The organism is Alteromonas sp. Cnat2-8, assembly GCF_022348355.1.
Classification (GTDB): domain Bacteria; phylum Pseudomonadota; class Gammaproteobacteria; order Enterobacterales; family Alteromonadaceae; genus Alteromonas; species Alteromonas macleodii.
On sequence record NZ_JAKREX010000006.1, the window covers coordinates 299,972 to 313,524 of the forward strand.

Consider the following 13,553-nt stretch of genomic DNA (forward strand, 5'->3'; position numbering starts at 1 on the left):
TATTCGTCGCATAGAATGTAAACGCTTGTTTAAAAAGCTTGTTTTTCAATAAAAAATAGGGCTTATTAGAAGTCTGTGAAATCATTGTAAAAATGAGCTACATTATAACAACATATGAGTGACTTATGCCGCTAGACATGACAGCAAACGCAAATACCACGGAAGTAATAACATCGCCATTAAGTATGTTGTACCACTGGGAACAGAGCCGTGGGAACGACGTATTTCTTACGCAGCCTATTAACGGTGAATACCACGACTACACATGGAAGCAAGTCGCCGAACAAGCCAGAAAAGTGGCAGCACGTTTACGTAAATTCGATTTCCCGCAAGGCAGCCGTATAGGTATCTTTTCAAAAAACTGTGCTGAGTGGTTTATCGCTGATCTGGGCATTATGATGGCAGGTCACGTGTCGGTACCTATTTTCTCAACAGCCGGTCCAGACACGGTCCAGTATGTATTGAAACATGCTGACGTACAGCTATTGTTCGTTGGAAAACTAGATAATACTGCGGAACAAGTTGCCTCTATTCCTTCAGAATATTTAACGGTTGCCTTTCCTTATCCAAACATTGCTACTAAGCAGCAGTGGAAAGAGTTTATGGATATCGCGCCCATAACAGACTCGCCTGTACCTGATATGGATGATTTGATGACAATCATTTATACGTCTGGCAGTACTGGTCAGCCTAAAGGGGTGGTGCACAGTTACAATACGGCTTGTTGGGCAGCGCGTCGCTCGCTCGATCAATTGGGTATTAACCAAAACGATCGCACAATGAGCTACTTACCACTTGCGCATATTACAGAGCGTGTACTGGTCGAGCTTTCAAGCTACTACAGTGGTGGCAAAATTCACTTTGTAGAAGATTTAACTACCTTCCAACGGGATGTAGGTCACTGTCAGCCAACGCTATTTATTTCGGTACCGCGTTTATGGACAAAGTTCCAGATGGGCGTGTTAGCGAAAATGCCGCAGAAGAAACTGGATACGCTGCTTAAAATTCCAATTTTGAACAAAATTGTTGCGAAGAAAATTCGCGATGGCTTGGGCATTAATAACGCACGTTTGTGGGCAAGCGGTTCGGCGCCACTTGCACCAGCAGTCATTGAATGGTTCGCGAAAATTGGTATCTACATTTCTGAGGGGTGGGGAATGACCGAGAACAGTGCTTATGGCACCGGCAGTGTACCTTTCCGTCATGATAAAATCGGCTGTATCGGCAAGCCATACGACGGCGTAGACATCCGCACGTCAGAAGAAGGTGAGATTCAAGTTAAGTCGCCGTGCAATATGCTGGAATACTACTTGGAACCACAAAAAACGGCTGAAGTCTTTACTGAGGATGGTTATCTGCGCACTGGCGATAAAGGGGTCATTGATGCTGATGGCTACGTTAAAATTACTGGTCGTTTAAAAGACATCTTTAAAACCGCGAAGGGTAAGTATGTTACGCCAGCGCCGATTGAAGCAAAATTCATGGAAAACCCTATTGTTGAGCAAGTGTGTGTAACGGGGACTAATTTGCCTCAACCTGTGGCTTTGCTAGTGCTTAGTGAAGAAGCGCAGAAAAAAGACAAAGCGGGCATTGAAGCAAGCCTTAAGAAAACATTCGAAGCCATCAACGCAAAACTGGAAAGCCATCAGGTTATGGATCGCGTTGTCATTATGAAAAACGAATGGAGCATCGAAAACGACTTGCTGACTCCGACGCTCAAAGTAAAGCGTCATGTTTTAGAAGACCGCTTTGTTGATATTATCCAAGGTAGCTATAGCGACAAATTAGTTTGGGTTGACGCGTAAAATCGTCGTTGAGTCTTTTGCTTTGGTAATATTTGAAAAAGCTCTGTCCATGACAGAGCTTTTTGTTATCAGAAGGAGACGCAATAAGCGTTGAAACTGTGTTGGGCTATAAGCACTACAGCGAGGCTACATCGCGATAAACGAAACGCATTGGTCGCTTTAAGAAGGGTAGCGAGAGCGTAACCCTTCATACACTAAGTCGCTAAACTCTGGCTTCGTTAAATCTAGGGCATCCATTACTTCTACCAGGTGCTCGTTGTCTTCACGACCTTCCCACACTTTTACGTAAGTGCCTTCTTTATAGCCGTTATCTTGGCGGAAAAAATTGAGTACATTTTTACCTACGTACTGACGATACAGTTCGTCAGCTGACATTTCACACTGGCTTACGATGAACATGAATAGTGGCACGCTAAAGCGTTTGGCGGCGCAAAGGCCCGTCATGAGCTCTAAATTATCAAGAAGCGACAGATTTGACGCGTCGTAGTCTTTGCCATCAAAAGTCACTAAGGTGTTGCCACTTGCCAGTTCAGAAGCAATACTTTTTGCAGATTCAGCGATATCGCCTTTATATTCAATAATGCAGGCACTTAGTGCAAAGTGCCAGATATCCACCAATTCCATTTGAAGCTGTGGCAAGTCTTTTTGCTGTGCTTTCCACCATTTCCAGCCGTGATGCTCAATTGCTTCAACTGACTCTACCATTGCTGCACGTAAGTATCCGTAACCAGCATTTAGCCAGTCTGGGTTTACTTTGGCGTTCATTTTATCCTGAAGAGAAAGCATAGTGGCGAGTTGTTGCGCGGTTAACATTGTTGCTCCTGACCGTGAAATTGTGTTGCGTTTCGTAAAGGCGAAATTGTACTTGAATGACGCTTCGGGAGAAACTGCTAAATTTAGGACGGCGAGAGTAAAGCGCTTTCTTTAATGTCTGCTTGCTTGTGGTGCACTTGCACCACGGTAAAACTATGACTTATTGGTCATGTTTTCTATTTTTGTTTAAGTTGTTGATATTTCAGCTTTAAAAAGTTGGCATTCAACCTGCAAAACATAAAGCGTTAACAGTGCTGCTCAGTAGCGCTAACGTGAATGAGTGCCAGGCAACGCTTATTCACGTTGTTACTGAGTAGACCGTAAACCTTACCCATACAGATTTTTCGTGTCCTGAGGTCTGTGTGGGTTTTTTTTGTCTGAAAATCGCCCACACGCTTTTTTGTACTCATTTACTGCGCCAGATCCCTCTATCACTTTGCTTAGAACTCTCCGGGTATTGATTTCGCCATGCCCCCAGTATTTGTTTTATTATCATAAGACATTTGCTTATCTAAATTTTGGAGAAATAACTTAACTACTGAGCCCAATGCGATACACTAAATTATAAGGTCGACGATACCTGTACAGTCTTTGAACAGTATCTAAAAGCACGTTCTACAAAGGATTTTTCGATTGCTTGCGCTATATCCCTCTAATAAATTAGAACACTTAAGTTTTCTTCTCACTACGCTTTTACGTCAGCAGCCCATGGGCGTATTTACGCCAGAAACCATCTTGGTTGAAAGCCCGGGAATGCAGCACTGGGTCAGCATGCAGCTTGCCACAGAACACGGCGTGGCAATGAATATTGATTACCCTTTACCAGTACGCTTTATGTGGAATACCGCACGTACCGTACTTGGACAGGACAAAGTACCCAAGCAATCTCCATATCGTCGTGAAGTACTGACATGGCGTATCGACAATATTCTCCAAGATGGCTCGCTAATGAGCGCAGAAGCCTTCGAACAAGTTAACCGGTATTGGCAAAATGCGGGAAGTGAACAAGAGCAGGGGTTACAGCGCCTTCAGCTTGCTACCGCTCTGGCCGACGTGTACGAGCAATACTTGTTGTACCGCCCAGGCTGGTTGTTTAAATGGGAAGCTAACGAACGCGCTGTATTTGATGACATGGAGATATGGCAAAGCGAAATTTGGCGCATATTGGTCAAAGAGCAGCCGTTGCATCCTGCACGTTTGCATCAAATGACGCTCGATGCGTTGGAAGCTGGTCATTTACCAAGCGAACCAACGAACAAGTTGCCTGATCGTGTGATAGTGTTTGCTATTAATACTATGGCCCCGCAGCTTATCGCGTTTTTTGACGCCCTCGCGCAGCACATTGATATTCATATATTTCACCTAAACCCCAGCGTTAATTATTGGGGGGAAGCGAAAAGCAGTAGCGAACAGGCGAAGCTATTGCGCTTAGAAGGCCTTAAGAAATGGATGGAAGAAGATCAGTCAAACCCGCTGCTTGGCAACTTAGGTAGACAGGGCAGAGAGCTATTCAACTTACTCACTGAACTGGATACCTTTGAGATTAGTGCGTTTGATTCACCGGATTTTGAAGAAACAAACGATAACGCTGGCAGCGACAATGCTCGTGGTCTACTCGAGTATATTCACAACGATATCTTGCAGGCCGCTCAACCGAAGCCACTTGCTCATGATTTAAGAGAAAAAGACGATAGCGTTACTATCATGTGTACCCATTCCGCACTTCGCGAAGTGCAGGTATTACACGACCACTTACTACATTGGTTATCTCAAGATAAAACGCGCACCCCATCTGATATTCTGGTGATGTGCCCCGCCATCGAAAACTACGCGCCATTTGTTGATGCTGTATTTCACAGAGTAGGCACAAAGGCTTTGGCTGGCAGGGGGCAGGTTAGGCTTCCTTGTACCATTGCAGATAGAAGCCCAATGGATGCAGAGCCGTTGATTGCGGCGTTTATGGCGCTGTTACAGCTGCCCGATAGCCGTTTTGGTGTGTCGGACATTATGGATTATCTGCAGCTAGATTCAGTGCAAAAGCGTTTCTCAGTATCCCAAGATGATATAGAGCAAATGGTGGTATGGCTAAAACAAGCTCATATTCATTGGGGTCTTAATAGTGCCCATAAAACGGCCGTTTCAGAAGGCGTTGATCTAGACGACACTTACAGCTGGTGGTGGGGAATTCGCCGGTTACTTATGGGCATGCTGGCACCAGATAGTGAAGTCATTGTTAGTGACTTACTTACTATTCCCGACGTTGAAGGACAAAGTGCGCTTACGCTAGGCAAGCTTATTGACGTTGTGGCGCTGTTGGGTGAGTTTGCCCAAGTATTAACAGCCCCAAGGACGGCCGCGCAGTGGTCTAAAGCCTTAATATCGCTTAGAGATACGTGTTTTATGCCGATAAAAGAGCAGCAGCAAAGTTGGGATCTTATTGCCAAAGTTGCTGCCGATCTTGCTGCACGGTGCGAAGAGGCAGGTTATGAACACGAACTCACCCTTCGTCAGGTTCGCGACCTGCTACTCAATCGATTCTCGTCGCCAGATGCTGGTAACCACTTTATGACCGGTCAGGTTACGGTATGTTCAATGCTGCCCATGCGAAGCATACCGTTTAAAAAAGTGTGCATTTTGGGCCTGAACGACAGTGAATTCCCCAGAAAATCAAGCCCACTTGGCCTCGATTTAATGGCAGGTGCTGGCCGCCAAATTGGTGACCGCTCACGGCGTTTGGAAGACAGGTATTTATTCCTAGAAGCCATTATTTCCACCAGAGACAGCTTATATTTAAGTTACCAAGGGAACGACGTTACCAATAACAGTGAGCGGCAACCCAGTCTAGTATTGGCTGAGTTCATGGATATGTTAGCAAACAGCTACGCGCTGGATTTATCAAAGTACAGCGTTAACGCGCCGCTACACCCGTTCAGTGAAGAGGGGTTCACGGGAACCTTGCCGAGCTACGAAACAGGGTGGTTACGGTTAGCTGACGCGTTACAAAAAACGAAATTAAATACCGATGAAGCAGATAATGACTCTACCAATGATGCGGATACGGCAACGTTAGCGCCATCATCTGACGCACTATCAACGCAATCGCTTCGTTTATCAGGTATTCAAATTGCGAGAGCTTTCAAAGATCCGCTGGAGTATTTTTCCGTACAACGGCTGGGTGTGAATCTGTCCCAGTCGTTTACGCTACTTGAAAATAGCGAGCCGTTTGAAACCAATGCGCTGCTGCGCTACCAAGTGCTCGACGCTATCTTTTCGTCTGCAGAGCGCGTTGCGCCAGAGAAAGATGATGTCACCTCTCTTTCCTATAGCGAAAAAGTGATCACTTTTGCGTCGCTTAGAGGGGATATTCCCAATAACCCCGTTGCCAGAGATGAAGTTGACATGTGGAAAGAAGGGGCATTGGCATTAAGTCAGGCAATGGGCCCTCACGACGCGGAGCCTAAGAAAGCGCACTTTCAAGGCAAATACATCACCTTTACTTCATCGGCTTTATTAGGCAGTGACGCGCTAGTCGAGCTTTGTGCAGGCAAGATTGACGCACATCGCGCTTTGGGTTTCTTCATCTCACAATTAGTTTTTTCAAGTAGCGATGAAGAAACCAGCTACAGCAACTATCCGCTGGATATCTATTCGTGTGCCTGGGAAAAGGGCGAAACCATTTTGAAAAAGCAGCGCTTCCCCGCTTACGACCGGGAAACTGCTGTGCGTTTACTTTTGTTTATTGAACAGCTTTATATGGCAGTTTACACGGCGCCGACACCTATTCATTTAAGTTTGTTCGGTACTTTTATGCCCGGAACCAGAAATTCAGACACTAAGCCTGTAGTGGAAAGCATAAAGCCTGAGATGATTACCGACATTCTGCATGCGTTACTAGAGAGTGCGGACGGGACTAGTGAAACCGACAAAGCGATACTTAGCCAAGTACAACATGCAATTGACGAGATGTGCCCGTTCACTGATAAAGACAACGCTGTAGCTAGCGAAACGACAAATGAAAAACATGAAAAAGCGAAACAGGCGGTGGATCAAGCCGCTGCACTTTTTAACACGATAGAGTTACAGCGAGCATTAACCGACTGGCAGCAAAGTAGCGGGCAGTTCAGCGCCGATATGGCAAGCAACCCTTACTTAAATTGGTTGTTTCCTCAGGGCGTGAGTTGGAATGATATACCGCATTTAAGTGCTTTTGTGCTGCTCGCCATGGTCAACAATGCGTCTCAGGAGGAGAAGCTATGAGTTACAACCCTACATCCTCTGATAACCCTATAGACGAACAATCTCAGCCGCAAACCGACGACCACAGCGGCACTGAAGCGCAATTACTCGATGTAGTCGCTATGCCGTTTAAAGGGCGCCACCTTATTGAGGCCAGCGCTGGTACAGGTAAAACCTTTAATATTACGCGCTTGTATCTGCGTCTATTGCTTGAAAAAAAGCTTACCGTCAAAGAAATATTGGTGATGACTTTCACCAAAGCCGCGACCGAAGAAATAAAGGGGCGTATTGCGGCAACACTAAGAGAAGCCCTCCTTATTTGGCAGCAAGCCAAAGATAACGGCAATGAAATAGACAGTGGCTGTGACCCAGTTTATCAGTATTTATTTAATAGCTGTGATATTGACGAGAGTTTGGCACTTTTAAAAGCGGCGCAGCTGGAGCTTGATGAAGCCTCGGTGTTTACTATTCACGGCTTTTGTCAGCATGTTATTACCCAATTAGCATTTAACAGCGGCTTTGCCATGTCGCTTAATTTGGGCAATGACACCAGCGACTTATACCTTGAAGCTGCCGAAGACTTCATTCGAAAAATTAGCAAAAGTGAGGACGAGTTTAGGCTACTGGCAGAGTCTGGCTGGCATACACCTGAAAAACTGCTGCGAGAGTTTAACGCCAGCATTAAAAGTACTCTGACCCCAATATTGCTTAGTGAAGAGGATATTGAGGCGGCGTGTAAAAAGCAGCTAGATGAAGCGCCGCACACGTCTTTAGCCTATGTGAAGTCTCTACTTCAAAGCGTAGAGGATAATGAAGGGCTATTGGTAGAACAGCTCATCAAAACACCGGCCCATAAAAAAGAGCGGCCTCAGGAATTGACTGCACTTAAAGCTTGGTTGCGTTCTTGCGTGGATGAACAAAGTTATTATCTTCCGCCGCCCGAAGCGGAAGCCTTTGTTAAAGGTAACCGATATGCGCGAAATTCATCTGGTGTAAAAGAGATCTTAACGCCTATAAAAGATTTTGCAGGGGCGCTTAAAAAAGCATTTAGTGAGAAAGACAAAGCGTTTGGTAAGGTGCCTGTATTCAAGCTGGTGGTTGAAGCTATTTCGTTCATCAAATCCCGCGTTGAAAAGCAGAAAAAACAGCTTGGCGTTATCGACTTCGACGATCTTATTCGCATGCTCGCCGACGAAGTGGTGAAGCCGAACAATACCCTAGTGCCTGAGCTTCGCAAAAAATTTCCCGTAGCGCTTATCGACGAATTTCAAGATACCGATGCAAAGCAGTACGCGATTTTAGACGCAGTTTATCCTAATCTTGAGAATGCTAACGAAAGTGCGTTATTAATGATAGGTGACCCCAAGCAGGCGATTTATCGCTTTCGCGGTGGCGATATTTTTACCTATTTAAAAGCGGGTAGGCAGGCAGATTACCGCTGGGTGATGAATACCAACTGGCGCTCGGTAGAGGGAATGGTTAAGGCCTATAATCGGTTATTTTATGGTGCGCCTGTGGCATCAAATAAACCCACCGACGTGTTTGGCTTTGACATCAAATACAACCCTGTGGAATTTACGCCTAAAGCGGCCGCGGCAAAAACGCCACTTATCGATCCTGCCGAACAAGACAATGTAATGAAAAGTGCTGTAATGAAGAGCGGTGTAATGGAAAGTGCTGTAACGAAACGCAGCGCAATGAACTACGTTAGCATGTGTTTGGACGACAAAGAAAACGCCCACATTATGCGCCGCAAAATGGCTCAATGGATTGCGCAGGAGATTTACCGCTTATTGAACGAAGCGCACTTCCAAACCGCCAATGGTGGCACTGCGCCGGTGAAGCCTCAGGATATCGCTATCTTGGTGAAAGACAGGACCGAAGCTGGCGCTATCAAAAGTGTACTGCAGCAAAAAGGCTTGGCATGTGTTTATTTAAGCGATCGCAGTAACTTATTTGCCAGTGCCGAAGCCAAAGATGTACTGCGGTTACTCAACGGTATTTGGCATGCTAACGACACCAGTAAAGTGGCGTCGAGCTTGGCGTCACCGCTTTGGGGTTATAGTGCCCAATCACTTATTGAACTGTTGTACCATGAAGATGACGCGCAGTGGGATGCGGCTATCGACAAGGTATTGTCGCTGCGCGATATGTGGCTGCAAAAAGGGTGCATGAGTGTGCTGCTGTATTTAATGCAAGATAGCTATCAACCTCATGCTGACAGCGTGGAACGCGCCCTTACTAACTATCAACACCTAGCCGAAGTGCTGGAAAAAGCTAGCACTACTCACCAGCGCCCAGAGCAGCTACTCGACTGGTTGAATAAGCAAATTCATAAGCCTGAAAGCGATGAAGAGCTTACTTTGCGCCTTGAAAGTGACAGCCAACTTATTCGACTTATTACTCAGCACGGCTCGAAAGGGCTAGAGTACCCCATCGTGTTTGTTCCTTTTGCCACCGGCTACAGAGACGCCGCTAAAAACGGCAACACTACGTCGCAAATATTTACTTATTACGACGAAGAAAAACAAGATTTGCAAATGCAGCTTGGACAGACGCCACAGGCGATAGCTCGCGTTCAAAGTGAGAGTGAAGCGGAAGACATGCGACTGGCCTATGTGGCGGTAACACGAGCTGCCCATCGCTGTTACATGGGCGTTGTACCGCTGACTAACAATGAAAGAAGCGCATTAGCACGAGCACTTGGTGTAGGCGGCGATGGCAGCAACAACGATTGGTCGAGTGTGTTAAACCGCGTTGCTGATGAAGATGCGTCCCATGCCAGCCATATCGACGGTGATGAGTTTGAGGAAGTGTATAATGGCTTTGAACAAGAAGATGAGTTACCTCAGCTAACCGCGTTGCAATTTACCGGCACGGCAAGCGAAGAATGGCGACTGTATTCATTCTCAGCAATGAGCCGTTTAACCACGGTTGGTGCTAACCAAAGCGTTGAAACAGGCACAGCAGCAGAGTCCGGCGCAATAACAGAGCCCTTGGGTCAAACCCTTCCTAGTGTGCCCGTACTTCAAACCATTCGAGATGAGGAAGTGTATGCAAGCGACACCCTCATGGGTGAGATGGGCTCAATTGATGCAGACATCAATTCCTCGGCAGCTGTTGAAAGTACGGTAAGTAAAAATGATCTGCGTTTTACCCTAGAGAAAGGTGCGAGCGCAGGCAATTTACTTCACGATATTCTAGAGCACAGTGACTTTAGTGCGCCCGATTGGGAAGAAACGGGTAAGGAACTGGTTAACCGCTTCGGGTTAGATGAAAAGCGAACGCCGCTACTCTATGAATGGTTAGAAGAAGCGCTACAGACGCCTCTGTATCCCAATATGCAGCTAAGTATGAGTGATTTGCCCTTAGCGCAAACCCTGCGCGAAGCCGAATTCTATTTTCCAATGAACGACACGCAATGGACTCAGCTTCGTGAAGTACTCGCGACTCATCGAAAAAACGTGGCTGACGTTATTGGTGGTGAAGTGGAAACAGCGCCACAACTAATTACTGCAAAATTACAGGGAATGATGCACGGGTTTATTGACTTGATTTTTGAGCATGACGGTCAGTTTTATGTGGCAGACTACAAGTCAACCTGGCTTGGCGATACTCTAGATAGCTACACGCCAACAGCGCTGTTTCATAACAACCAGCATCACCTTTACGACCTTCAGTACTTAATTTACTGCTTGGCGCTACATCGCTATTTAAAGAATACGCTGCCCAACTACGACCCAGATGTGCATTTCGGTGGGGTGTATTACCTGTATTTACGCGGCATGCACCCAGAAAACGAGCGCGGAGAAGGGGTATTTTATACTGATATTCCATCGTCTGTACTCAACCGATTAGACGGGATATTTGCGAGCAGAGACGATGCCCAGCAAGGCGATAGTTCTTCGAATGCTGGCAGCTCTCACCAGCCATTGGAACAAACGTCTTTGGGTCAGCAGCAGTTTAGTTTCGATGACGAGTAGTCAACATCATAGAGGCTAAAGCAAAGGAAAATAATGAAAAGCAATCAACACTCTGTACCGTCATTTTTTGATAACTTGTTTGGCATCGAGGCGATCGACAAATTTGTCGCAAAAGAATTTGGCTTTATTGATGAACTGGAGCAAGAAGAACAGTTTATTTGGGCTGGGATCTTAGCATACTTGTCGTATATGCAGCGCAATGGCCACAGCTGTATCTATCTAAAAGACATAGCGGGTACGACGCTTTTTAAAGAGGTAGTAGCAGAACAAGAAGCAGTCTTGGCGGCCGAAACAAATGTGCATAGCAATAACGGAGCGGTTGGGGCATCTAAGTCGCCGGTAGAACAAACAGAGCAGGAAAAAGCGCCCAAAGCAGGTGTTGACGTGCCACAACTAACACCGTTACTTAGAATTGTAAAAAGCGCGCTGAGTAACGAGCAGGTGGCTCAACTGTTTGTCTATAGCAACGGCAAGCTGTACAGCCGTCGCTACTATGAATTTGAACAAGAAGTAGCACGAAATGTTGTAAAACGAGCGGCGCTTACGCCGTTAAGTGATGAAGCTAGCGAAAAAGTAAAGCAACTTTGGCCAGCAATCTTTCCTACCGAAACAACCGACCGGCAAGACTGGCAGCAAATAGCGGTGGCGAAAAGCCTAATGCAGCGCTTTTGCGTTATAAACGGTGGGCCAGGAACAGGTAAAACCTATACCGTATTGCGCTTATTACTGGTGCTACAGGCTTGCGATGAAAACTTGAAAATTGTGCTGGCAGCGCCTACAGGTAAAGCGCAACAGCGTATGACCGAATCTATCATGAACAGCATAGATGGACTTCGCGGCAAGTTGGACGACGCAGTACTTAATAACGTGCCTACCGATGCTGTGACGCTACATAGATTACTAGGATTGCGCGAGCACGGTGTATCGACTAAGTTCAATCAGCACAACCAATTGGCAGCAGATGTACTCATTGTCGATGAAGCAAGTATGGTCGACTTAGCGCTAATGACACGTATAGTACGAGCATTGCCAGACCAAGCACGTCTCTATTTTATCGGTGATGCCGATCAGCTTCCAGCAGTTGAGCTTGGCAACGTGTTAGAGCAGCTAGTTAGTACCGGGCCAGCAAGTTTTGACGAAAACGCGAATGTGCCAAATGGCACTAACAGCGCACATAGCTCACCTAGTTTAAACAGTCATGACGACGGGCTTTCTTTAGGTGGCGTGCCATCGTTGATGCGTCAGCACATCGCTACGCTATGCCCGCATTTGCCCCTGTTACCGGTTGATGAGCAGGCAAAAAGTTATGTAGCAACTCTTCAAGCACCTCAGCGCTTCAAGGGGCAGGTGGCTAAAGTTGCAACGGCCATACAACGAGGTGATGCAAGCGGTGCACTTGCCGCTATTACCGATAAGGCTGGCGACAATAACGAAAGTGCGGGTCTTGGTTCAAATACGGCATCGCGACTACAATCCGGCGTTTACCTATGGCCAGAGCTCCAGGTTAGCGGCCGTGATTTACAACAGTTGGCCAAAGAAAGCTTCTTGCCTATTTTTGATGCTGGCAGTGCCGAAGAAGCGCTTAATCGCCTGAATGTGGTTAGGTGGCTAACCCCGGTCCGCAAGGGCGGAATGGGCGTAGAAGGCCTGAATAATTTGGTGTTCGATGCTATCAAGCACAAAATCAGAAAGCGGGAAGGCCATTTCTATCAAGGTCAGCCCATTATGATTGTCAAGAATCATCATCCTCAACGACTATCAAACGGTGAGGTTGGTGTAATCTGGCCTGACAGCAAAGGAAAGCTATATGCGTGGTTTTACCAGGATAGCCAAGCTTCGGCAAATGCGGGAGACAGTGCTGACAAGACGCTAGCGCAAAAACAAGCGTTGCGCAGCATATCGCTATCAAGAGTACCGCAGTTTGAAACTGTGTATGCCATGACCATACATAAATCTCAAGGCTCTGAGTTTAACCATGTCGTACTTATTTTACCTAAGCCTGATAGCGAGAAAGCCGCCAATTTATTTCATCGAGGCCTAGTGTACACGGGGTTAACCCGTGCTAAAGACGGCTGCTTAATCATCTCTGACAACGCAACATTTACCCACATGGTTCAACGGGTGGATAAGCGTTATTCCGGGCTTTCTGAGGCAATAAGCTTGCAACTAGAGAGCACATCAAACGCCACCCCAGAGACTGAATAGAAATAAATGTACTCTGACCCCAAAATTTTGGGGTCAGAGTACATTTCTGTGTGGTTATTTTACTGGCGTAAAAAGGCACAGGCCGCGTTTGTTAATATCAATTGGGGTTTTGCTGATTAGATAAATGCGAGTGGGGGCAGTTACACGCAAAATTCCGCCTTCGGCATTTAAAAACTGTGAAGGCAAAAGTACAGACGTGTCTTCACTTTCTGAATTGTCGGTCTCGGCTTTCACTGCAAAGTGTGACAAACCGCAGTGATCCAGCCAACCTAATATATTATCTGGCGTTGCCACAAAATTATCGTGCCTCAATACGCTGCTATGTAGCGTAATATTCGCACCGAAGACGGGCTTATTTTCTATCGCCATTTGCGTGTTAGGCTTTAAATGCAGACGGTATAGTCCGTGTGCTTCAGGCACAATGTCATCATTCGCATCTGTATTATTCACTAACGTAAGCATACAAAGTTTCACAGGTTAGTTTGGATGGTTTTATTTTGGTGGACTTACG

At 46.3% G+C, this 13,553-nt stretch carries 6 protein-coding genes; 4 read left to right on the forward strand and 2 right to left on the reverse strand.

The annotated features are described in order from the left end of the window. The first annotated feature begins 125 nt into the window (after positions 1–125). The gene (locus tag MHN00_RS17195) at positions 126–1,805 is read left to right on the forward strand and encodes an AMP-binding protein (protein ID WP_239301918.1); all 1,680 of its coding nucleotides are present in this window, start codon (positions 126–128) and stop codon (positions 1,803–1,805) included. A 159-nt stretch (positions 1,806–1,964) separates the two neighbouring features. Here MHN00_RS17195 and MHN00_RS17200 read toward each other — a convergent pair whose 3' ends face one another. After that, positions 1,965–2,618, reverse strand: a complete 654-nt coding sequence (locus tag MHN00_RS17200) for a dUTP diphosphatase (RefSeq protein WP_069944491.1) — start codon at positions 2,616–2,618, stop codon at positions 1,965–1,967. 633 nt (positions 2,619–3,251) lie between these two features. Here MHN00_RS17200 and recC point away from each other — a divergent pair. The 3 genes from recC to recD are packed head-to-tail and all read left to right on the forward strand — an operon-like array spanning position 3,252 to position 13,042. Then, positions 3,252–6,875, forward strand: coding sequence for an exodeoxyribonuclease V subunit gamma (recC, locus tag MHN00_RS17205; protein WP_239301919.1), 3,624 nt, complete (start codon positions 3,252–3,254; stop codon positions 6,873–6,875). Continuing rightward, on the forward strand, positions 6,872–10,837 hold the full coding sequence (recB, locus tag MHN00_RS17210; protein ID WP_239301920.1) for an exodeoxyribonuclease V subunit beta: 3,966 nt from the start codon (positions 6,872–6,874) through the stop codon (positions 10,835–10,837). The genes recC and recB overlap by 4 nt, the downstream gene beginning before the upstream one ends. A 33-nt stretch (positions 10,838–10,870) precedes the next feature. Then, on the forward strand, positions 10,871–13,042 hold the full coding sequence (gene recD, locus MHN00_RS17215; protein WP_239301921.1) for an exodeoxyribonuclease V subunit alpha: 2,172 nt from the start codon (positions 10,871–10,873) through the stop codon (positions 13,040–13,042). Between the two features lie 54 nt (positions 13,043–13,096). Here recD and MHN00_RS17220 read toward each other — a convergent pair whose 3' ends face one another. Further along, positions 13,097–13,504: a hypothetical protein gene (locus MHN00_RS17220; protein WP_014949801.1), complete on the reverse strand. Its 408-nt coding sequence runs from the start codon at positions 13,502–13,504 to the stop codon at positions 13,097–13,099. Positions 13,505–13,553 lie beyond the last annotated feature (49 nt).

Bases quoted from the DNA above. Each gene is read 5' to 3' on its own strand.
- MHN00_RS17195 (WP_239301918.1), top strand. From the start codon at position 126: ATGCCGCTAGACATGACAGCAAACGCAAATACCACGGAAGTAATAACA.
- MHN00_RS17200 (WP_069944491.1), bottom strand. From the start codon at position 2,618: ATGTTAACCGCGCAACAACTCGCCACTATGCTTTCTCTTCAGGATAAA.
- recB (WP_239301920.1), top strand. From the start codon at position 6,872: ATGAGTTACAACCCTACATCCTCTGATAACCCTATAGACGAACAATCT.
- recD (WP_239301921.1), top strand. From the start codon at position 10,871: ATGAAAAGCAATCAACACTCTGTACCGTCATTTTTTGATAACTTGTTT.
- MHN00_RS17220 (WP_014949801.1), bottom strand. From the start codon at position 13,504: ATGCTTACGTTAGTGAATAATACAGATGCGAATGATGACATTGTGCCT.